Here is a 23,890-nt window from a genome sequence, read left to right on the forward strand (position 1 = left end):
AAATGTTGACGCAAAAGACAATTACGAAAGACTCCATTAATAAACAGGGTCATCAGGAGACCAACAACTTTATTAAAATTTATTCACCAATCCCAGGTAAGTTACCTCCTAGGAGTTCGTTTAGTCTGGCATTTTCCTCCTTCAGGAAGAGAACGGTTTCTTCTAGGGATTTGATGGTGGTCTGGGCTTGGGAGAGTTCGTCTTTTAGCCTTTGATTCTCTGATTTCTCAGAAATGTCAGCCATGAGAAATTCAATTTCAGCGTCGGGACTGAGATGTTTATTGTAAGTAAGGTCATTCATATTATTAGAATGACCAAAGCTCAAAGACCGTTGGTCTACAGTGAGTCCTGCGAGCTTTCCATGGTAATTCGCTAAATGGCGTAGTGCATGGGTCTGAGTAAAGCCTTCCCCTACTTGTTCAATATATTTGCTAAGTTTTCGCCACATAGCTGAACTATAGCAGCCTTTAATTACCCTAGGATTGCTTGTGTGTTTAGGGGTTACCACTGGCAATCGAATATTGGGATTTTTTATGTCTAGTAGTTCAATCAAACTAGGGTAGTCAGCATGAATCATTGGTCTAGCCTGCCTAGACCCAGTTTTGATAGTAATCTTGTGCCTTTGACCACTATCGTCAGTCACCCAAAAGAAACCATCAATTACGAGAATGTTCTCGTCATTATCTGGGTCATGGAGCGCCTTGATTATACGTTTTCCAATTTTTATGGGTTCATCAAGATTAAGAATAGCTTTAAATTCAGAGGCGCGAAAGCCATAAAGTAGATTAATACAAAATGCCTTGAACCATGATTTACGACTACCCAGAGCTTGGTATTGTTTAGTTGTCAATTCATAGCCATTGAGTCCTAAAACTCTAGCCCTAAAGTCTAGGAAGGTCTCAAGGTCAATAAGTTGAATTTCTTTTTTCTTGGTAGACCTAGTATTGCCAAAATAAGCATTGTATTTATCTACTTCAGAAGACATTCTATAGACTCTTAAAAGCTTGCAGACTGCTGACTTTGCGGTTCTAAATCCTGAAGAATTGCCTAAATGATTCCAAACTCTATTAACTTCAAAAATCAAATTGTTTGCAGTAAGGTTTAGGTCAGGATTGAGTCTTGTGTGATGACGACCATAAGCGTCTTCGTAAGATGCCTTCATAGAGACAGAAAAAGAATCATCTTTGTCACGCTTGCGACCACATTTGTCATAGTCTTGAAAGAACTCTATTCGTACTGCTTCAATGGCATCCCCGATAGTAATAATGTCATGTTCAAGAGATACAGTCCCCTTGATTTCTGATTCGTACTATTCCATCTGTTGATAATACACTATTTTAGCTGTGTCACAGCACTACGAATCAAGACAGTTTTGATTTTGGTGAAGGTTATTGGAAGGGTAAAATCCGGTTTTGCCTGTTGCTTCCTGCTTTGCACAAACGTGGGAGCCTGCTGGCATTACACCCAATTGACCCGGAAATAGGTTAACCTGATAAGTAAAGAAAAATTGGAATCCTCTGATTTGATGTAGGATTTGATCGTATTAATGAGATAACTCAAAATTTTCTAATATAGCAAAGTTTCAACAAAATTGCTGCGCTATATGGCTCGGGGTGCAGAACCATCGAAAAAGGGGCAATTACAATGGGATCTAGCTTAATAGATGAAAACTATCCACCCTCTGGTTTCAAAACAACAGAGCTAAGAAAAAATACTAGTCAATATCAAGAGACCATTTATCGTTATTTCTTAGCTATTGTTAAAACAGACAGTCCAGATCAAGTTCTGCAACAATTCAGAAGATTATTTATCAATCATACTGAAATCAACAATCCAGCGGTAAATCAAGCGTTGTTTTCTCTTGTATTTGCCAATAAAGAAGACAATTTTTCCCATACTTTAAAACGCTGTTGTTATATTCTGATTAACAACTGGGAAGCGCGCAGAAATCATGATGCAGTTCGGGATTTAGTGGGCAGTTTTGAAGCTCAAAAAATTGGTCGTAATAGCCATTCTATTCCCATTAAGAGACTTAAAGCATGGACGTTAAACTTTATCAACAGTCCGGATTATGAAGGAATTAAACTTTTTTGCGCTAAATTTGACTTAGAAGAACAGACTTGGAGCGATCGCTACACGTCCTATCTGTTAGTTCCCCAATATACTAATCTCCAAAACTCTGCCGAACAACGCCAAGCCGCTAAAGTACGATCTCAAGAACTTAAAGAAAAGTTCAAGTTTGATTTAGCCATGTACACAACCCGGTCTCAGCTCACCCATAAGCGGACTGATGAACCGCCTAAAAACCCTACTGGTTTAGGCGATGAAGTCTTACATCTGATTAAAACCATCCTCCTCAGACGCGGGCCATACAACTATCTTAATTTAGCCAATATCTTTCTACAACAAACTCAGGATATTAGTTATCATGAATTTAAGCAAGCTCTTCAGCGTTACCTCGTTTTTTCAGTCAATGATACTGCCTTTATCCATTTAATTGAAACCCAATTATCCGTTAAGTTAGAGAATGTGTATACTGACTATGATCGTCTTCCCGTAAGTAGAGCGCTACAGTTGAGAACTTGTAACCGAGTTGTAGAATATCTGACGACCGAAGATCGCACTACTCCTTCGACTTTATTTGTGCTGTGGGTAGCTCAAAATAACCCTCTGACGTTGGTGACGATGATGCTGAAACTCATCTTAATCAGTAAGCCAACTAGGGTTCACCTCGAAGCTCGGATTGCCGATTTAATTAGCTATTACAAAAACTATCCAGAACAGGAGTGTAAGTGGTTGATTAATTTCATGGAGGTGTTGAATATTGCCTTTGCGATTTATGCGGATAATGTCCAATACAACTTAGTTCGGATTGACCAAAAAAGCTTGGGTAGTCAGACTGAATCAAATTTAGATAAATATCAAATTTTTTCGCAACTGAATATGGATAAGCCGGTTGATTTTGTTCATGAAAATCTTCATGATTTTCTAGAAGAAGAGGAGTGATATAGAGCTTTGCGCTGGGGAATAGGGAATAGGGAATAGGGTTGTGGTATAGCAGAGAAGGAGTTGGTTAGGACAGTTAGGTTATGGTTTGAGGCAATAGGAACTCTAGCAATAGAAAATGTCCTAACTCTCCCTTTCTCTGCTATATAGTGAATTCAATTCACCATGAGTCACTGATTTTCCGGAGTGGATATTAATGGTTGAAAGATCGAACTGTTGTAAGGCTAATTCTAGGGCAGTTTGATGAATCTGTCGCCAGGGGAGATTATGTTGGCGGGCAAGCTGGGCGCAATCTTCATATTCGGGTTGTAGATTGGAGAGTTGGTTTCCTCTCCAGGCTAATTTAATCTGAACTGAACCATAGGGTGTTTCTAGAGTGCGGAGTTCTCGACGCAAAATGGAACGCTCTTGGAGGGTGCGGCGAATGCCTAATGTGGTGGTTTCCTGGAATACGATTGTTTCACAGGCAGAAATTTGAGCGGGTGGACAAATGATGGTTAACAGTACACCTAGGCGAGATTTTTTCATCATGATCGGCTGGGTAAAGACATCTAAGGCTCCCGCAGCAAAGAGTCGATCGCAGCAATAGCCGATCGCCTGGGGACTGAGGTCATCAATCTGAGTTTCCAATAGGGCGATCTGTTCCAAACTTTGCTGCTCTCCTGGAGAACCCACCCACAAGCGCACCAAATTGGGCAGAGGTAACTGGGCCGATCCTGCCCCTAAACCTACGCGCTCCAACTTCATGGAGGGAACTGAACCGAAGCTTGTGGCTAAGGTAGTGGCGATCGCCGCTCCTGTCGGGGTAACCAACTCCCGCTCAATGCCATTACTGTAAACCGGAACCTGGGCCATTTCCCACAACTTCAACACCGCCGGAGCGGGAACCGGTAAAATGCCATGGGCTGCCTTCACCGTACCCCCTCCCGTCGGTAGTGCCGAACAAAATAGGCGATCGATCCCTAACCACTCCAACCCCAAACAAGTCCCCACAATATCCACTAAAGCATCCGTTGCCCCCACCTCATGGAAATGAACTCGCTCCGGTTCAATCCCATGAACTGCCGCTTCAGCTAAAGCCAAACGTTGAAAAATCGCTAAACTGCGCTCTTGCACTTGTGGCGCAAGTTTAGCCTCCTCAATCATTTTCACAATTTCCGGTAAATGGCGGCTGCCGTGGGGATGATCGTGATGATGGTGGTGATGATCGTGGGAATGCATCAGATCCACATGCACCTTCGTCCCCACTTGACCCTGATGAGTAACTTTTTCAGAGTGTAACTGATACTCATCCTCAATCTGTAAGGATTTTAATTCCTCTTGCAGGTATTCTAGAGGAACTCCCGCATCCACCAGAGCACCCAAACACATATCACCGGCTAAACCGGTGGGACAATCCAGATACCCTATTTTATTCATTCATCTACCCCCAAGTTATGGCAATCTTGTATACCCTACATCCAGAAACACCGCAACAGCGAACCCTTCAAGAGATCAAAAACGCTCTTCAGGATGGAGCAGTGATGTTATATCCAACCGATACAGTGTATGCGATCGGTTGCGATCTCAATGTTAAATCAGGCATCGAGCGCGTCAGACGGATTAAGCAACTCTCTAATGATAAACCGTTAACCTTCCTCTGTTCTTCTCTCTCCAATGTGGCCAGCTATGCCACAGTTAGTGATGTGGCTTATCGAATTATGAAACGTTTAATTCCGGGTCCCTATACCTTCTTGCTGCCGGCAACCAAGGCAGTTCCCCGTCTCGTGATGTCTCCCAAACGCCGGACAACGGGAATTCGAGTGCCCAATAATCCCATTTGCTTAGATCTCTTAAAAGCCCTAGATAATCCTCTGATTTCCACCTCCGCGCACTTAGTGGGTGATGAGGAAATGTCCGCTACTCCCAGCGCTCCCGAATATACCTCTACACAAGAACTCTTTGACCGTCTCGATAAGCTGGTGGATATCATTATTGATGATGGTTTACCGGTTCAATCCCAAGTTTCCACCGTTTTAGATTTAACTGCCATGGAACCAAAAATTGTGCGTGAAGGTCTGGGATGGGAAGCAGCATCGGATTGGGTGTCTGAAGCAAGTTAAATAGACTTCTTGCAGAAGGTGAGGGAATAGGGAATAGGTATTAGATACAGGATTCCTGGATTACTATTCATATCCTGCCCATTGATGCAAGAGGTCTAATCTAGAGGATCATCACCCCTAGGGTTTGATGATCTTCTTAGGGGTTAAGGAATCAGGGAACCTCAGAGGCATCTACCCCACACCAGTCTAGGGAAAGGCAAGAGGCAAAAGGCAATAGATTTTAGGTTCCAGAATTATACGTCTGTCCTAAGTGCCAAGGCGGTAGCTATATTTTTTAGCCAGTCCTGCAATTGTCCTACTGAGGAGTTCTCTGGGGGTTGGCGACTCTGCCCCCAAATCAGGGAATTCAAAATGGCTTAAAGTCTAGCGTTGACAACGGTTTGGACGATCGCACCTTGAGGAGCGATCGCCAAGTCTTCTCCTGCGCTCTTGTGATGGGGTAGATCTGCACAGATCAAAGAGTGCCACAGTAGCACCCCTTCATTTTCTGAGGGACACCTACAGTCAGAGTATAGACAGCGCGAGGAATTCCAACCGAAACGGTGTCATCTACCCGGTGCATTCAACCCAAAGGAGATTGAAATGATGAATACCAAGTCCAGCCAGTCTGCTACCCTCTCTAACGCCCATCAAATTAACCAACAACCCTCTTTAACCGTTCTTAATTCTTGTGCAACCGTTAAGGAGGAAATTCCGGAGTCTTCTGAGACGGTAATGGATGTAGACGCTTTACTAGAGTTAATTAGCCGCGAGATTCGCAGTGCGATGCAGATTAATTGCCGCTCGATTCAGAGTGTAGCTAAACGGATGGCACGGGAAGTAGAGCGTATTTGCCAAAAGAGCGATCGCATTCAAAAATCGGGAATTATTGAATCTTGGCAACGGACGTTAGCCAATAACCGGATTGAAAAATGCTTGCAATACTATAAACTTGGCTCCCATCAAGGTCGTACTGAACTCCATAGTAATTTGAGTGTGATGGTATATCGCCATGTGGCGAAAAGTAGCGCTCGGTTGGGATTTAAGGCTCGCTATAGTTTAATTGAAGACTTCATGCAAAGCTTTTATGTGGAAACCCTCAAAGCTTTCCGTCGGGAAAATGAACTGACTCAAGACTATAGCCCTCGCACTCGCCTAGAATTAGCTGAATATATGGCGTTTACGGAACAATATGCCAAACGACGGATTAATTTACCGGGGGGCATTTCCCAACGCTTGATTGTCCTCAGAGCGCAAGGGTTTTCTCGCCGTCAACCGCAAGAGATGTCGGTCGATATAGAAATGGCAGTGGAGTCGGGTAAGACGGAAGAAGCGCAAATGTATAGTAGAGATCCTGCACTCCATCAAATTCGGGAGAAAATGGTTGCTGGTGCGGTCGATCCCTCAGAGTCAGTATTGCGCGATCGCGTGATTCGGGAATTAACCCAATATCTCGAAGCTCAGGAACAATTGGATTGTATCGATTACCTGAAGCTCAAGCTGCAAGACTTCTCAGCTACCGAAATTGATGAAACCCTCGGTTTGACTCCTCGCCAACGGGACTATCTGCAACAACGGTTTAAGTACCATGTAGAGAAATTTTCCCGCTTCCATAACTGGCATTTGGTTCACCAATGGCTGGGCGCAGATCTCGATCAAAATCTCGGCATGGCTCCTTCCCAATGGCAACAGTTCTTCAATCAATTGGCTCCTGAGCAGCAACAACTGTTCCAACTCAAGCAAGCGGGAATTGAGGATGCTCAAATTGCTACGACCATTGGTTGCACCCCGAAGCAATTACAAAAGCGCTGGAATAAATTACTGGAATTGGCTTGGAAAGCACGTAATCAGGTCAACTCCTAATGAGAACAGCGCGGTGAGGATGTGATAAAGGGGATCTTCAATTCAGACTGTTCACCTCGAACACTCTCCCCTCCCCTTTTTACCTTATGCTACTATTGAAGATTAAATCTGTTGCATCCCATCAATCCATCCTTTTATTTTCGCCCCTTCAAACCCGCTCATGGCAGGGAAACTTAAAAACCCTTTATTTCCAGAGTCTAAACAAGTACCGCTTGGTTGGGTTCTGATTGTACCTTTTCTGATTCAGATTTTTGCCGCAGTGGGTTTAACCGGTTGGTTTTCCCTACGCAATGGTGAAACTGCAGTTGAACAGGTGACGACTCAACTGCGAAATGAACTCACCGCTCGCATTGACGAGCATCTGGCAACCTATCTGCAAACGCCCCATTTAGTTAATCAGATTAATGCACAGGCGATCGCCAGCGGTCAATTAAACATCAATGACGAAGTAGCGGTTCGCACCCACTTATGGCAACAAATTCAACTGTTTCCCCAGATTGCCCAAATTGGGTTTGCGAGTACCGATGGTTCTTTCCGTGCAGTTAATCATCATTTGACTCCTTTCTCATTTGAATGGATTGTCAGCAACCCCAAGCCCTCGCCAAAGATTAATATTTATACCCTAGATAATCAAGGAAATCCTCAGTCATCATCGACTCAAGACTCTTTCATGGATCTCCACCAGGAAAACTGGTATCAAGAAGCCCTAAAAAACAAAGATCTGATTTGGACTCAACAACAGATTTATCCTAATCAAACCCCAGAACTCATCCTCAATGCAAGCCGGCCTTTATACCAGAATAACAGTAAAATTACCGGGGTTCTCAAAACTAGTCTCAGCCTAGTCCAAATCAATGATTTTTTACAAGGCTTACAGATTGGGCGATCGGGGCAAACGTTTCTTATGAATAGTCAAGGGGATTTAATTGCCAGTTCCCTACCCGAACTCTCCTCCAATAATCAACCCCAAACCGCCTTTCCAATCGCCGCAGAAAATAGTCCCCATGCCCTGATTCGGTTAACCACAAAACAGATACAAACTGAAGGGGGAAATATTGAGCAAATCCAGGAATCCTATCAACTCAATTTTTTATTTAAGCATCAACGACAATTTGTCCAAGTTACTCCCATCGAAAACAATCAAGGTCTCGATTGGTTAATTGTCGTTATCATCCCTGATTCAGACTTTAGGGGAGTTATTTACGAAAATATCCGCAATACCATTTTACTGTGTTTTTTCGCTTTGATGGTGGCAGCCAGTCTAGGATTAGTAACAGCCCGCTGGATTTCTAAACCCATTTTGAACCTAATTCACGCCTTAGAATCAATTTCAGCAGGCAACCTAGATCAAAGTTTAAATATCGATCAATCTCGATTACCTAAAATTCATGAACTAGAAATTTTATCTCGGTCTTTTAACCAAATGGCGGCTCGATTTCGTCAGTCCTACGAGGAATTAGAAATTCGGGTGCAATTGCGAACATTTGAGTTAAAAGAAGCCAAAGAAGCAGCCGATGCAGCTAATTCTGCGAAAAGCGAGTTTCTCGCCAACATGAGTCATGAATTACGCACTCCTCTCAATGGTATTCTAGGATATACTCAAATCTTAAAACGCTCTCCCAATATCCCCGAAAAAGAAGAAGACGGGATTGACATTATTCACCAATGTGCTACCCACTTACTTACCCTGATCAATGACATTCTAGATCTGTCTAAAATTGAAGCCAGAAAACTAGAAATCGATCCCTCTGATATCAATTTTAATACATTTTTAGACGGAGTTGCCGAGATTTGTCGAATTCGCGCCGATCAAAAAGGGATCGCCTTTCATTATTCCCCCGATCCAGCCTTACCTCATGGCATCCATGCTGATGAAAAACGAATTCGTCAAGTCCTCATTAATTTACTCGGAAACGCAATTAAGTTCACGGATACTGGACAAGTTTTGTTTGAGATCAAAACCTTAGAGAAGATCCATACAAAAGAACAAAAAATCCATAAAATTCGCTTTCAAATTCAAGATAGTGGTATTGGCATCTCCCCTGACAAACTCGAAGCCATTTTCTTGCCGTTTGAACAGGTTGGAGATGTCTCCAAAAAAGCTTCAGGGACTGGATTGGGATTAGCCATTAGTCAAAAAATAGTGGCAATGATGGGCAGTGAAATTCAGGTAGAAAGTGAACTCGGTCAAGGAAGCTTATTCTTTTTCGATTTAGAGTTGCCTGAAGTGTTACAATTTCTAGAGGAGTTTACTGCTCTAGAATCTAAAGAAATCATTGGATTTGAAGGACTTGAAAATGTCAACATTATGGTCGTTGACGCTCATTGGGAAACTCCCTCCATTATTACTAATCTGTTAGCACCTATGGGATTTACCGTCACGCAAGCGAATCAGGGTCAAGAGGCTCTAGAATTACTGCCTGTATTTGTACCCGATTTAATCATTACTGATTTAGACATGCCGGTTATGGATGGCATTGAATTAATCAAAGAAGTGCGATCGCGTGAAAATTGGCAAAATTTACCGATTATTGTGTCTTCTGGGCGTGTCTTTGCAGAGGATCGCAACCGCTCTCTAGAAGTCGGTGCGAATGCATTTTTACCTAAACCTTTAGACACTCATCGCCTTCTAGAACAGATTCAAAGCTGCTTAAATATTGAGTGGATTACTCAACCGGAATCAACCGAAACTACAGATGAACATCTGGCGGTTCCAATTGTCTCTCAATCCTCTAAGACTCTTTCGATCCCCGATCGAGAAAATCTAGCCGAATTATATCGTTTGGCAATGGAAGGAAATCTAAAGAAAATTCAAAAGAAAGTGAATTTAATTGCTGAAGCTAATCCGAATCTGAGTCCTTTCTGCGAGCAAGTCAATCGATTGGCGAAAGAGTTTAAGGAAAAAGAACTCCTCGAACTCATTGAAACTCATTATCAGAGCCTCAGAGGAGACAGTCATGAGGAATAATAGCGATCCCGAATTGAATATTATTTTAATTGTAGATGACAATCCCAATAATTTAGCTGTTTTATCTGATTTTCTTGATGAATCTGGATTTGAGGTTAGGGTTGCTAGAGATGGAGAAAGTGCCTTAGAAAAGGTGAACTACGCTCCTCCAGACTTGATTTTGCTAGATGTTATGATGCCGGGTATTGATGGATTTGAAGCCTGTAGACAGTTAAAATCCAATCCGGATACGGAAGCTATTCCCGTTATTTTTATGACGGCTTTATCCGATACGGTGGATAAGGTGAAAGGACTGGAGTTAGGAGCAGTTGACTATATTACTAAACCTTTTTCTCAAGAAGAGGTGTTAGCTAGGGTAAGGCTACATTTGAGGCTGAGGAAGATGGCTGAGAAGTTAGCCGAACAAAATGAAATACTTAAGCAAGAAATCGAAGAGAAAAATTGTGCTGAGGTCGCCCTGCAAGCGTTAACTCAAGAGTTGGAACAACGGGTAAACGAGCGCACTGCCGAGTTGCAACAGGCGCTTAAAGATTTGCAAGATGCTCAGGTACAGTTGGTGCAAAATGAAAAAATGTCTACATTGGGTCAATTGGTGGCAGGGGTTGCCCATGAGATTAATAACCCAGTGGGGTTTATTATGGGAAATTTAAGCCATGCCCAGCAGTATATTCAGGATATTATTGAACATCTAAATTTATATCAAAAATGTTATCCAGAACCGGATCTAGAAATTCAAGATCATTATGAAGAGATTGAATTGGATTTCTTGCTGAAAGATTTGCCAGATTTGATTGGTTCTATGCACGAAGGGGCAGATCGGATTCGTAATATTAGTCGGTCCTTGAGAACGTTTTCGCGATCGGATATAACGAGTAAGGTCAGCAGTGATATCCATGAGGGAATTGATAGCACTTTGCTGATTCTCAAACATCGATTGAAAGCAACCCAGGATCGCCCAGCGATCGCCATTATCAAAAAGTATGGAGATGTACCGGAAATCGCCTGCTATCCGGGTCAACTGAACCAGGTATTTATGAATTTGCTGGCGAATGCCATTGATGCTTTAGATGAATCGAATCAGGGACGCACGTTCCAAGAGATTGAAAGCAATCCCAACCAAATTACGATTCAAACCCAATTGTCGCCTTCCCAACGGGAAGCCATCATTACGATTGAAGATAATGGTAAGGGTATTCCCGAAGAGATTCGGAATAAAATATTCGATCATCTCTATACCACGAAAGCCTATGGACAAGGGACGGGTTTAGGACTCTCGATTAGTCGGCAAATTGTGGAAGAAAAACATGGGGGTAAACTGACCTGCCATTCAGCGAGCGTTTGTGCCAGCGAAATGGAGTTTTATCGCGGTTGTATCTTTACCATTACCCTGCCCGTAACGTAGAATTACCCTTCGCTATAGTAGAAGAGAAGTCTAGCGCGATCTGGAGTCCACACTTAATGAATTCTGCTTCTTTGCCTCCCTTGGAGTCGGATCGACCAGAGGAATTGCGATCGTGGCAATCCTCCCCTTCTCCCCAAGATATGGGGATTTCTTTACTGATCGAAATGGCTCAACGGGGGGAAATCGATCCTTGGGATGTGCAAGTTATTGATGTGATCGATCGCGTCTTAGAGCAGCTCAACGCCCGTGCTGCCATGACTCCCGAAGACCAGAGTGTGAATCGGGCGGACTTATCAGAATCTGGCCAAGTTTTTCTCTATGCTTCCATGTTAGTCCTCTTAAAAGCCGAAAGCTTAGAAGAAGATAGTAATGACCTCTCTCCAGAAGACTTAGCAGCCGAAATGGAGGACTATGACGATCGGCCTGATGGCAATCGTCCTCGGATTCCTTTCCGCTTAGAAAACCAACTGCGTCGCCGAGCCATTGCTAGACCTCTGAAACAACGGCGAGTGACTCTGCAAGAGCTGATCGATCAACTGCAAACGATGAGCCAAACGCTCGCGGATCGCTCGGAGAAGTCACCGCGTCGTCGCGCCCTTTCTCGCGCTCAAACAGCCAAAGCTATCCGTCAGTTGGCTCATGAGGAAAATTTATCAGAAGTGGCGGAAAAATTAGAGAAATTTCTCAGTCAATATGGGTCAGTTGAGGAAGAGCAACCGGAATGGCTGGAACTTAATCAACTGCTCGTCTCCCATCCCCAATGCGATCGCGTGGGCACATTTTGGGGTTTACTTTTGCTCTCTGCCCAATCCAAAGTCGAATTAAAGCAAGAAGAATTCTATCAAGACCTAAAAATCCGCGTCCTAGGCGAACTGAGTCCGGCTTAACGACTTTTTGGCCAAAAATCGACAGAAGCCAAGGTTAGGAAGTAAAATCACTGATAACCTATATACACAAGGATCAGGTTGTTATCGAACTCCAAGACCTGATCGGTCAATCCTGATTAAGGTATTGGAACACCCGTAGTGATCAAAAAACTGTGGTTGAGGAATAGACAATTATGAAAGCCATGATTCTGGCGGCTGGTAAGGGAACTCGTGTCCGCCCCATCACTTACACCATTCCCAAACCGATGATTCCCATCCTACAAAAACCGGTAATGGAGTTTCTCCTGGAACTATTGCGCCAGCATGGTTTTGACCAGGTGATGGTCAATGTGAGCCACTTGGCCAATGAAATCGAAAGTTATTTTAGGGACGGACAACGGTTTGGGGTTCAAATTGCTTATTCTTTTGAAGGAAGAATTGAATCTGATGGAACTTTGGTCGGGGACGCATTAGGCTCGGCAGGCGGAATGCGCCGAATTCAAGATTATAATCCATTTTTTGATGATACCTTTGTGGTTCTGTGTGGCGATGCCCTGATTGATTTAGATTTGACGAAGGCGGTTAAGTGGCATAAAGAAAAAGGGGCGATCGCCACGGTGATTATGAAATCTGTTCCGAAAGAGGAAGTTTCTAGCTATGGGGTAATTGTTACCGATGAGGATGGACGGGTGAAGGCCTTCCAAGAAAAACCCTCCGTTGAAGAAGCCATTAGCACAGATATTAATACCGGGATTTATATCTTTGAGCCAGAAGTGCTTAATTATGTCCCCTCTGGCCAGGAGTATGATATTGGAGGCGAATTGTTTCCCAAGTTAGTGGAAATGGGAGCGCCATTTTATGGCATTTCCATGGATTTCCAATGGGTTGATATTGGCAAAGTGCCGGACTATTGGCGAGCAGTGCGTGGGGTGCTGCTCGGAGAAATTAAGAATGTGTCGATTCCTGGACACGAGGTTGCCCCTGGCATTTATACCGGTCTCAATGTGGCGATTAATTGGGATAAGGTGGATATTACTGGCCCTGTTTATATTGGCGGCATGACCAAAATTGAAGATGGCGCGAAAATTGTCGGCCCGGCCATGATTGGCCCGAGTTGTCATATTTGTAGCGGGGCGACGGTGGAAAATAGTGTAATTTTTGAGTATTCTCGCCTGGGTGCAGATGTGCGGCTGATCGATAAACTGGTCTTTGGACGCTATTGTGTGGATAAAACCGGCGCATCGATTGATGTGCGATCGGCTGCTTTAGATTGGTTGATTACGGATACCCGTGCTGTGCCACCGCCTGTGCCTCCAAAAGAGCAACAGGCGATCGCCGAATTATTAGAATCTGATTCTTAACCTTATCCATGAATGAGGACAGGCAAGGGGCTGGGGCCCCTTGTTAAGCGCCATCATACAGAACTGGGATTACTCCAGTAGTTGTTGAATAAACTCCAATTGGGTGGTATCGCGAATAATCAAGAAAATTCCCAAACCTAATAACAACATAATTCCAGTTTGCATGACATTTTCTTGGACTTTAGTGGGCAAGGGTTTACCCCGCAATCCTTCAACTAAGAGAAATGCCAATTGACCTCCATCGAGGGCAGGTAGAGGCAAGATATTTAAAATCGCCAAATTGACACTAATAATGGCAGCAAAAAAGAGTAAACTGCCGGAATCCGATCGCGCTAACTTAGCCCCTTCCTCCACAATTCTCACCGGCCCACCCACTTGACCAGCCATAGAGCTAAAATTGGTGATCAGTTGACCGAAGCCTTGAACCGTCCGCACCACAATATCTTCAAACTGCTCTGCGGCTAAACCCAAAACTTCAAACAGGCTTTGAGGCGATCGATAGGTGGGCGTACCATTGGGAAATAACTGTACCCCAATCCGTCCTTTTCCATCTGGCCCGGGTTGAGGAGTGACTCGCAACGGAATTATTTTATTCTCCCGTTCAACGGTTAAGTTTAACGGTTGGTTGGGAGCCGATTGAATGGTTTCTTGGACTACACCAATCGCACGTTCTGAAGCCCCTAATTGTTGGCCATCGATACTAACGATAATATCTCCGACACGAATACCGGCTTGAGCCGCAGGAGTATCACTGGAAAGGACTTGAGGGACTAAAACTCCGGGTTGATAATTAATGCCATCGGGAACCCCTTGAAACCCAAACTGAAGCACCAAAACCACATAGGCAAAAATCAGATTGGCAATTACCCCGGCACTAATGACGATCGCCCGGTCTAATAAGGGACGATTATTGAGTAAATCCGGGTCATCTGGGGGAATGGTACTATCGGGGTCTTCATCCGGAAATCCGACAAACCCCCCTAGGGGGATGGCTCGAATCGCATATTCTGTTTCTGGCCCCTGATATTTCCATAAGATGGGGCCAAAGCCTAAAGAAAACCGGTTGGCATGAATCCCCTGTAGACGGGCGGCCAAAAAATGGCCCAATTCATGCACAATAATCAAAACTACAAGAACTGCGATCGCTGCCAAATAACCCATAGGAGTTGATAAACTTGAACACTGAACAACACTATTTCCTTATTGTAGGCGGTAATTCCCTACAAAACTTCCCGTCCTAAATAGGGTTGCAGGACTTCCGGAACCGTCACCGCACCGTTGGGTTGTTGATAATTCTCTAAGATAGCCGCCATTGTGCGCCCGATCGCCAACCCCGATCCATTTAAAGTATGGAGATATTGGGTTCCTTTTTTCTTTGCCTCGCGGAAGCGAATATTACCGCGTCGTGCCTGAAAATCGCCACAGTTGGAACAACTGGAAATTTCCCGATATTTCTCTGACGAGGGCAACCACACCTCTAAATCATAGGTTTTCACGGCAGAAAAGCCTAAATCTCCAGTACATAATTCAATTACCCGATAGGGCAATTTCAATGCTCGCAGCACTGACTCTGCCTGCTGTACGAGGGCTTCTAACTCCTCGGCTGAGGTTTCCGGACGCACAAATTTAAACATCTCTACCTTATTAAACTGGTGCAGCCGAATTAAGCCTCGCGTATCCCGTCCATAGCTTCCTGCTTCCCGACGGAAACAGGGGGTAAAGGCACAATGATAGAGAGGTAGCTCATCTGCGTTGAGGATTTCATCCCGATAGAGGCTAGTAATGGGCACTTCTGCGGTGGGTGTGAGCCACAGATCGTCTTTTTCACACTTAAAGCTCTCTTCAGCGAATTTTGGTAATTGCCCAGAAGCGGTGAGAGAGTCGCTATTAATCAGGAAGGGGGGCATAATTTCTGTATAACCGGCCTGAATATGGCGATCGAGCATAAACGAAATTAACGCTCGCTCTAAAGCTGCTCCAGCCCCCATTAACGTCACAAAGCGACTTTGGGCAATCCGCACCGATCGCTCAAAATTCAAGATGCCCAATTGTTCCCCAATTTCCCAGTGAGGGAGAATATTCGGAGTCTGGGGTAAATATTCATTCCCCCAGCGCCGCACTTCCACATTTTCTTCCTCGCTCTTACCCACTGGGGTAGAATCATCAGGAAGATTGGGTAAGGGCAGGAGTAACTCGGCGACTTGGGTTTTCAGGTCTTTTTCTTGGGGTTCGAGTTGGGCAAGTTCGGCCTTAACTTGGTTTCCTTCCTCCTTCAGTGCCTGAATTTCCGGGGATTGGGGTGAAGTTCCCGATTTGATCTTTTGCCCCACCTGTTTGCCAATCTCGTTACTTTTCGCTTGCAGTTGGCTGCGTTGCGTTTCTAGGTCTCGTTGTTGGCGATCGAGGTCTAAAATAGTCTGGAGGTCATAATCTGGCCCTCGACTGTTCAGTTTGGCTTGAACCTGTTGGGGATTGTCTCGGATTTGTTTAATGTCCAGCACCGGTTTTTCCTGTAAATAAAGCTGACCCTACACCGATCAGAATATCATCTGCTCAATCGAGTGGTAAGTTAGGCGATCGGAGTCTGGAATCGGCGATCGCCTGGTTATCTATAGCTAATCAAGACCGACGAACCAATCTTTTATACTATTACACACACGAACAATGGACATTGAGAACGTGGATTTTGAAATAGAATTACCAGAGGTGGAAAGTGTCCGCGACCTAACCATTCATGAAGAGTTTTTCTGGTTAATCCAGAATGGACAAAAGCGAAAAATTCGGCTACACAACTACTCTGAAATCTATAAAATCAACTTTCTCTACGAATATGTGATGAATCAGTTAGACTACCAATCCCATATCGTCCTTAGTTCTTTACTGGTGAAACAATTTACCCAAGCTGGCGGTAAAATTGAAGATATGGTAGTGCTAGATATGGGAGCAGGAACCGGCCTAGTGGGCCAAACTTTAGCGAACTTAGGGGTGAAATCTATTGTAGGAATTGATCGAATTCCCGAAGCGGCAGAAGCAGCTCAACGTCAGTACCCTGGTATTTATGAAAATTACTATGTGGGAGAGTTTAATCTTTTGCATCAAGGGAGTAGGAATACATTTACGAATCGAGACTTCAACTGCTTAATGTGTTGTTCAGCCATTGCCCCAGGTCACATTGGAGAAGAATTCAGTTTCATCTTTAATCAGATTACTCCCCAGGGATGGGTCGCTTTTAATGTCGCTCAGTATTTCTGGGAAGATGAGAGTGAAGCAGGATTTCACCAGCAAAATTCCTGGGTCAACCATCCCAACATCTTTGAGATAGTTGAGATCCAAACCTACCGACATCGAGGGTATATGGATAACCGTTCCTTAGACTACCTAGCCATTGTTGGTCGCAAGCTCTCTAGTTTTGAGTCATTTTTTCTGTCACTGTAGATCAGTCGGTCTGTGACGACCGAGATCGATCCTTTCAAAACAACCAAAGGTAAGTTTCTATGCTAGATCTCAATGAACGTTTGGCAATTGTGCGGCAAGTTCCCATTTTCCAGGAAATTGAGAATGAGGAAATTTTGGAACATCTCAATGCTGCGTTACTGGAATTATGGTATCCTGCCGGTCATTTGATTCTTGATGAAGGGCGAAAGGGGGGATTACTGTATATTCTTTTATCGGGGAAAGTTGAAGTCGTTAAGGATCATGCAGTGTTAGCCCAACTGGGTAAGGGCGATTTTTTCGGCGAGATGTCGATTTTCAATGCTGCGCCTCTCTCCGCTTCTGTCCGTGCAGTTGATGAATGTGAGATACTTTTGTTAACTCAACAGCAGTTGTATGAAGCGATCGAAGTTTCGCCAGGGGTAGCGGTCTATATTATTCGCATTTTGTGTCGGCGGGTGAATCAGATGAATCAAGCATTATCTGAGTTTCAAGCACAGAAATCTAATCAATAATTAAGTTAATGATTAAGTTGAATGGTTAATTGATATCGGTTTATTGGCAAAACCCTGCTTCTTCAATAATACCTTTGTCATTTTTCGGTAGGTTGGGTTTCATTCCTCAACCGAACCTACCCATAAAGACGTTTTCGATGTTGGCGAAGGGATACTTCAAAAAGCCGGGTTTCTGAACATCTTATGCCTTACATTATATTTTAAGAACCTGCGAGGATGAAATCCACTTCATCCGTGCCACCGGTTTCACCTTGACCGGAAGTGATTTGCTCGCCATTAACTTCGACTGCCATGGGAGTTTCTTGCAGGTTAATGTTATAGTCTGTTGCATCTGCGGTATACCCTACACTAGCGACCATTTGCCGCCCGGCATCGGTATAGACAAACGCCAACATTTGATTCTTTTCTTTGTCGTTATCGTAAGCCCAAATCACCATATACTGGGTGTCTTGGTAGTCAAAGATTTTCGGGGCACGGGTGGGCACATAGCGCCCAGGAGCACCAAAACTCGCATCTAAAAAGCCTTGTACAGACTCTGGTTCTACACTCACATACTGAATTACTGGGTCGCCAGACGAGTAAGAGGCCATTTGGGCTACGGCTGCTTGTTCTGCGGCTTCTGCGGCTGCATCATCATTGAGGTTTCCTGCTACAGGTTCCTCTTTACCTCGGTTGCGAAAATAATCAACGGCCATTTTTGTGCCAATTCCACCGACGGCGGCGACACCAGCACCAATGAGTAGGTTGCGAAGTTTCATTTTTTCTCCTCATGGTTAGAGAGTATGGGTTTAATCTACCATTACCGATCGCCCATTGGTAAGTTGCTTTTAGATCTCGGTGGGATTCTGAAGAGGGGTAGGATAGATGAGGGTGGCGATCTGCCTAAAATCACCCAGTTCTGCTTTCGCTTAAGTCTGTAACGCCAGGGAAACAGATATTGAACTACCCTCTGCTAGTGGTAATGTTATCACCTATTCACAGGAAAATCTCCCCAGTAATGCAGGGCTGGGCTAAGATGGAAGGAAGACTTAACTTAACCAGTTAAACACGCAACCATGCCTCGCATTATTAACGATCGCTACCTACTACTGCCTAACCCCCGTTCAGGTGGAATGGCAGACGTATATAAGGCCAATGACTACCAAAAAGAGGGTCAGCAAGTAGCAGTCAAAGTCTTTAAACATGGGCAAATTAAGCTAGGAATTCAATCAGAATCGTTCAGACGTGAAAAGCAAATTCTTGCACAACTCAAACACCCTAGCATTATTGATCTTCTTGACTCAGGGCAAGATAAAGAAACCAAAGAACAATTCCTGGTTTTGGACTGGGTGGAGAACAATTTAGAAGGACTTCTTAAAGAGTCACCCTTAGACGGATGGGACTCTTACTGGGAAAGGCTTGCTCTGCCAATACTGAAAGCCCTTGCATTTGCACATGAACGTCAATGTGTGCATCGAGATATCAAACCCAGCAACATTCTAGTTGGGCAAGATGGCAGAATAAAGTTAGCTGATTTTGGCATCTCAAAACTTAGAAGTTATTTTCAGCCGACTGTCACATTGCGAGAATTCGTTTCTCGTCCCTTCACGCCACCAGAAGAGGACGATGGATCGTACCCATATACCCGTGATGTATTTAGTTTTGGGGTAGTGACACTAAAATGCCTGACAAATGTTGACCTTGTTGACTACGCTAGTATTCAAACGGCGATCGCTAATCTTGACGCACCGCCCGAAATTATCGAGATTATTGAACGTTCAGTTGCAAAAGATCCTGCTGAACGGCAACTCAATGCAGAAGTCTTGTTAGCAGAAATAGATGCTATTCAGCAGAAGCGATCTCGTTCACAAACAAGCCGACAATATACTTGCTACTTACAGCTTACTCGGAGCGCCTTAAGAAATCTTCAGAACGAGTTTGAGCAATCTGAAAAAGAAATAGAGATAAATTTACTTGAAGATTTAAATTCAGGATGTGGCTTTTTAAAAAAAATAGACCATAAAAATAATGGTTTATATTCAGACAATAAATACTCAGTTTTTGGTTTTTCATACCGATATCTAGTTGCAGCAGAGCAAGATCACTTAGCTGTAATTAATGCTCAGAGCTTTTCAAGTGCTATTCTTGAACAGAATCGCGAGCGCTCTTGGCAACCTCTTTATGAATTTAAATTTGGGAAACCTATAGTCAAATGGGAAGCAGAGGATGTTATCCGGGAATTGAGGTTATCGATTGAAGAACATGAGGCAAACTTAAGACAAACAAGAGTTGAAGAAGAGAAGGAGCAAATATTTCGAGTTTGGTGGGATATCCTGAGAGCTAAGACTGATTGGGAAGAGCAGAGGGAGAAATCTCTTAAGTATCTTACCTTCAAAACCGATCGTAATCGAGTCATTTTTCAATTAGCAGAATTGCCTGAAGATGATATTGTTGGGCAGTCTCGTCATGTCAAAAATTCTAAGGGGTTCAGCCTATTAGGTGGAGATGTTATAGAGGTAGAAAGTGATGAATTACATCTATATGTTAGATACGGACAAACAGATCGACTACCTCAACAGGGTGAACTTTCTTTCGATACTCGATTGGCTGAAATTGCGATTAATCGACAGAAAAGTGCTTTAGATGCCATTCGATACGATCGCGCTGTTCGTTCTGATTTGCGAAATCTATTAATCAACCCTGATGAGATTAAAGTTCCTACTTTAGAGTCTGAAGTTCAGTTTATCCAGGATTTGAACGCATCACAGCAGGAAGTCGTGATATCTGCTCTCTCAATGCAAGACTTTTTATTGGTACAGGGACCACCAGGTACAGGAAAAACAACTTTTATCACGGAAGTTATTCTACAAACACTTCAACAAAATCCTGAAGCACGAATTTTACTTAGCTCTCAGACTCATGTTGCGCTAGATAATGCATTAGAACGGATTCAAGCTAAGAATCCCAACTTGAAACTCATCCGAATTGGCAGTCCCGAAAGAGTTTCAGAAGGTGTTCACTCATTACTTTTAGAGGAGCAAATGGAGAAGTGGCGCGAGGATGCACTAGCAAAAGGTCAAGATTTTCTAGCTGATTGGTCGGTGAATCATGGAATATCTCAAAAACATTTGGAGAAAGCAATCTTATTCCAGGATCTCAAAAATATTGTGCTAGAGATAGAAAACTTGAGGGTAGAACTACAGCGTCGAAAGCAAGAAAAAGAAGAAAATTACCCTGATTTAGTAAGTTTGAAAGGAAAACAAAAACGAAGAATATTAGCGGCACAAGAACAAGAGTTTAGCCAATTAAACGAAGAAATCGAAGAATTACAGAAAAAGGCAAAATATTTACGAGATGAACAAAAGCAAAAAGTCAAGCGTCTTCAGGGAATAACTAAACTCAAAGCTAATGAGTTATTAAAATTGACCAGTGTAGAGCTAGAGCATCAGAGCAATAATTTGATTGACCCAAATGCACCCAACGCTAAATCACTTCAGCAACTTATAAACCTGCAAACAGAATGGTTTGATCAATTTGGTCGTAATGAACGATTTAACGATCCATTAATTAAGCGATCGCAACTTGTTGCTGGAACTTGTATCGGCATTTCAAGGGCAATTAATGATTCTGAATTTGACCTTTGTATTGTAGATGAGGCTTCCAAAGCAACTGCGACAGAAGTCTTAGTACCAATGTCGCGTTCTATCAAGTGGCTGTTGGTAGGAGATCCAAAACAACTTCCACCCTTTCAAGATGAAGCCAGTCGAAATACTGGTTTTCTTGAGCAATACGAATTAACTCCAGAAGATGTTCGGGAAACTTTGTTCGATCGCTTTCTAAAAGTTTTACCGGATGAATGCCAGAAACTGCTGGCTACTCAACATCGAATGGTAGAACCAATTGGTAAACTCATTAGTACCTGTTTCTATGATGGTAAACTAGAAAGTAGCGGACCTGAAATTGATAAGATTTTAAGTAAAGCTTTACCCCAACCTGTTACGTGGCTAACGACATCAAAACTTCCTAATAGTCGCGAGCAAAGTGCTAATTCTAGCTTTAATAATTCCTGTGAAGTTACTGTCATCTTTCAATGGTTGAAGCAACTAAATCAAGCAGCTACGGAAGCCAAGAGGAATTATAAAGTAGCAGTTTTAAGTGGTTATGCGGCACAGTTGAAATTGCTGAAGCGTAGGTTAGATGCAAAACAACGTAGCTTGCAGGCATTAGCAATTGAGTGCAATACCGTTGATGCTTTTCAGGGACGTGAAGCTGATATCCTAATTTATTCTATCACTCGCTCCAACAAAGATGGAAAAATCGGCTTTTTACGCGATGAAGCTAGGTTGAATGTTGCCTTATCTAGAGGTCGGGTTGGTCTTTTAATTGTAGGCGATCATCAGTTTTGTCGGTCATTGATTCATAGCCCTTTGAGTCATGTTTTACGCTACATTGAACAAAATTCAGAAGACTGCATTTGTAAGGAGGTAAGCTGATGAACCGGGAATCAGAGTTTATTTCTATCTCTTCTGAGGATCTACGTTGCTATGATAACCGTCCTGGCTTTGACTTAGTTAGTTGCCAAGAAGTGGGTTTGCCTGTCTATAAAATTACCATTGATATTCTGACTCAAATTCGCAAGTCTATTCCGCCAATTGAAGAGTTTGTTCTAAGATCGATTGATGCTGGGTTATCTTCTGAAGAGGAAATCGCAGGATTTTTAGGTTTGGAATTCTCAACAACGAGGGAGGCAATGGTAAATCTTAGACTGAGTGAAGATATAGATTTAATTGCTCCTGATGCTTCACCGATTCAAACATGGAAACTAACTAAGAAGGGTGAGAGGACTTTAAGGGAAGCAAAAATCATTGTTCCAGAGGAACGAACTTTCGATATTAACTTTGATGGACTTCTGCGAACTCCGCGTTGGTACGGACAATCTGAGAAGATGTTACTAAAGCCAAGAAATTTAAGAGACGAAGGTGTCGTGGAAATTGAACCCTCACCTAAGCGTCCTCCAGAATTATCTGACTTGAGTATTAAGGATATTGACAAAATTATTCGTGAAATTCTTGGGAATAGCAAAAGTCAGAACCCTAAGAATCAAAATGAGTTAGATGTATTAGCATTAAAGGCAATTGAGCGTAGGCAAAGATTTTTCCAGCCATCTACTGCACTTATTTACAAGGCAAAAGATAGTGATGAAATTCAAGTCGCATTTATTGTTGATGACATCCTATCGAGCGAGCATGAGGCTACCTTCGCTCGTTCAAATGGAGCCAAGAAAATTAGAAGCCAGATTCTTGATGCTTTGCAGGAAAATGAGCCTCTCAAACTTGCAAAAGAGATTTTAGGAAACGACTTTGTAAATAATCATTTGGAGAATTTAGTCGATCTAGATAATGTAGCTGATAAAGTAGCTTTAGTTACCTCTCAAATAGAATCTGAGATAAAATCTACACAGGAGCAGCTAGATCGGATAGATGATGTCAATGAAAAAGATGAATTACGTCAAGAATTGCACGAAAAGGATGAAAGGATAGCAGAACTTAAAGCTCAACTAGATTTTGTTATTTCTTCTTGTCCTATACGTTTGCTAGAAATGTACGATCATCGTCCTCTACTAGAGGAGGCTTTGAAAGACACTCAGGAACGTTTAATGATTATTTCTCCGTGGATTCGGGGTAATTCAGTCAACCGATGGTTTCTTCAGGAGTTTGAGAATCTACTCAAACGAGGAGTCCAAGTTTTTATTGGATATGGTTTGGGAGAGAAAGACGAAAATCGTTATTCACAAGATATTAAGGCTGAAAAAGCTCTACAAAAATTAGCAAACCGATACTCTACATGCTTCACACTTAAACGCTTGGGAGATACCCATGCTAAGATCCTGATTTCAGATACTAAGTTTGCGGTCACTACCAGTTTTAATTGGCTATCATTCAAGGGCGAACGAGATCGGACATTTCGTGATGAGCGTGGGACATTAGTTTCCGATCCTCAGAAAATCGATGAGTTATTCGACAATTTGCTCAGACGGTTCACTAATTCATGAAAACAAAAGTGGAGCGATCGCAACCATAGCACTGACTCCCGCGATACTGACTCCTACAGTTGCTTAACTCCTGAGTGAGAAGATTTCATTGTATCTGGATATTGCCACAGAAAAACTTCTGGGGGCAGAACGAGAACGCTATATACAGCGCAAAGCGCTGGGGAATAGGGAATAGGGAATAGGGTTGTGGTACATGGCTTTGAGAATTCAAGCTTGTGTTTCATCACAGCGCTTTGCGCTGTAACGGAGTACAGTATCATTGAGATAAGTCATTGCGAATGGAACGAAGTGGAATGAAGCAATCGCAAAATCCCCAAATCTTGGCGATTGCTTCCCTGCGGTCGCAATGACAACTCGAATCTATG

16 protein-coding genes are annotated in these 23,890 nt (G+C 43.1%); 11 read left to right on the forward strand and 5 right to left on the reverse strand.

The features are described 5' to 3' along the window. Window positions 1-79: 79 nt before the first annotated feature. Window positions 80-1,162 (reverse strand): hypothetical protein, encoded by a 1,083-nt coding sequence (locus J7545_RS06870; protein ID WP_318699160.1) that lies wholly within the window; start codon window positions 1,160-1,162, stop codon window positions 80-82. Window positions 1,163-1,644: 482 nt separating this feature from the next. Here J7545_RS06870 and J7545_RS06875 point away from each other — a divergent pair, with 482 nt between their 5' ends. Continuing rightward, window positions 1,645-3,006, forward strand: a complete 1,362-nt coding sequence (locus J7545_RS06875) for a hypothetical protein (RefSeq protein WP_318699161.1) — start codon at window positions 1,645-1,647, stop codon at window positions 3,004-3,006. Between the two features lie 123 nt (window positions 3,007-3,129). Here J7545_RS06875 and larC read toward each other — a convergent pair whose 3' ends face one another. Beyond that, entirely contained in the window at window positions 3,130-4,425 is a 1,296-nt protein-coding gene (larC, locus tag J7545_RS06880; RefSeq protein WP_318699162.1) for a nickel pincer cofactor biosynthesis protein LarC, read from the reverse strand. Window positions 4,426-4,442: 17 nt separating this feature from the next. Here larC and J7545_RS06885 point away from each other — a divergent pair, with 17 nt between their 5' ends. The 6 genes from J7545_RS06885 (at window position 4,443) to J7545_RS06910 (ending at window position 13,547) form a co-directional block, all read left to right on the forward strand. After that, complete coding sequence (locus J7545_RS06885) at window positions 4,443-5,108, forward strand: L-threonylcarbamoyladenylate synthase (RefSeq protein WP_318699163.1); 666 nt, start codon at window positions 4,443-4,445, stop codon at window positions 5,106-5,108. A gap of 585 nt (window positions 5,109-5,693) precedes the next feature. Beyond that, a complete protein-coding gene (locus tag J7545_RS06890; protein ID WP_318733685.1) occupies window positions 5,694-6,950 on the forward strand; it encodes a HetZ-related protein in 1,257 nt (418 codons plus the stop codon). A 160-nt stretch (window positions 6,951-7,110) separates the two neighbouring features. Continuing rightward, window positions 7,111-9,918, forward strand: coding sequence for a hybrid sensor histidine kinase/response regulator (locus tag J7545_RS06895; RefSeq protein ID WP_318699165.1), 2,808 nt, complete (start codon window positions 7,111-7,113; stop codon window positions 9,916-9,918). Beyond that, the gene (locus J7545_RS06900) at window positions 9,908-11,320 is read left to right on the forward strand and encodes a response regulator (RefSeq protein WP_318699166.1); all 1,413 of its coding nucleotides are present in this window, start codon (window positions 9,908-9,910) and stop codon (window positions 11,318-11,320) included. The genes J7545_RS06895 and J7545_RS06900 overlap by 11 nt, the downstream gene beginning before the upstream one ends. A gap of 56 nt (window positions 11,321-11,376) precedes the next feature. Then, the gene (locus J7545_RS06905) at window positions 11,377-12,207 is read left to right on the forward strand and encodes a segregation/condensation protein A (protein WP_318699167.1); all 831 of its coding nucleotides are present in this window, start codon (window positions 11,377-11,379) and stop codon (window positions 12,205-12,207) included. A gap of 173 nt (window positions 12,208-12,380) precedes the next feature. Continuing rightward, on the forward strand, window positions 12,381-13,547 hold the full coding sequence (locus J7545_RS06910; protein ID WP_318699168.1) for an NDP-sugar synthase: 1,167 nt from the start codon (window positions 12,381-12,383) through the stop codon (window positions 13,545-13,547). A gap of 69 nt (window positions 13,548-13,616) precedes the next feature. Here the strand turns inward: J7545_RS06910 and rseP are convergent, their stop codons facing one another. After that, on the reverse strand, window positions 13,617-14,708 hold the full coding sequence (rseP, locus tag J7545_RS06915) for an RIP metalloprotease RseP (RefSeq protein ID WP_318699169.1): 1,092 nt from the start codon (window positions 14,706-14,708) through the stop codon (window positions 13,617-13,619). A 59-nt stretch (window positions 14,709-14,767) separates the two neighbouring features. Then, on the reverse strand, window positions 14,768-16,048 hold the full coding sequence (gene serS, locus J7545_RS06920) for a serine--tRNA ligase (protein WP_318699170.1): 1,281 nt from the start codon (window positions 16,046-16,048) through the stop codon (window positions 14,768-14,770). A gap of 163 nt (window positions 16,049-16,211) precedes the next feature. Between serS and J7545_RS06925 the strand changes: the two genes are divergently transcribed. Both J7545_RS06925 and J7545_RS06930 read left to right on the forward strand, forming a co-directional pair. Next, on the forward strand, window positions 16,212-16,982 hold the full coding sequence (locus J7545_RS06925) for a hypothetical protein (RefSeq protein ID WP_318699171.1): 771 nt from the start codon (window positions 16,212-16,214) through the stop codon (window positions 16,980-16,982). A gap of 59 nt (window positions 16,983-17,041) precedes the next feature. Further along, window positions 17,042-17,494, forward strand: coding sequence for a Crp/Fnr family transcriptional regulator (locus J7545_RS06930; protein WP_271937482.1), 453 nt, complete (start codon window positions 17,042-17,044; stop codon window positions 17,492-17,494). A gap of 200 nt (window positions 17,495-17,694) precedes the next feature. Here J7545_RS06930 and J7545_RS06935 read toward each other — a convergent pair whose 3' ends face one another. Beyond that, a complete protein-coding gene (locus tag J7545_RS06935; RefSeq protein ID WP_318699172.1) occupies window positions 17,695-18,252 on the reverse strand; it encodes a hypothetical protein in 558 nt (185 codons plus the stop codon). Window positions 18,253-18,606: 354 nt separating this feature from the next. Between J7545_RS06935 and J7545_RS06940 the strand changes: the two genes are divergently transcribed. Continuing rightward, on the forward strand, window positions 18,607-21,966 hold the full coding sequence (locus tag J7545_RS06940; RefSeq protein WP_318699173.1) for an AAA domain-containing protein: 3,360 nt from the start codon (window positions 18,607-18,609) through the stop codon (window positions 21,964-21,966). Then, the gene (locus tag J7545_RS06945) at window positions 21,966-23,525 is read left to right on the forward strand and encodes a phospholipase D-like domain-containing protein (protein ID WP_318699174.1); all 1,560 of its coding nucleotides are present in this window, start codon (window positions 21,966-21,968) and stop codon (window positions 23,523-23,525) included. The genes J7545_RS06940 and J7545_RS06945 overlap by 1 nt, the downstream gene beginning before the upstream one ends. Window positions 23,526-23,890: the final 365 nt, after the last annotated feature.

The sequence above is a fragment of the Roseofilum sp. SBFL genome (assembly GCF_017746885.1).
Lineage (GTDB): Bacteria > Cyanobacteriota > Cyanobacteriia > Cyanobacteriales > Desertifilaceae > Roseofilum.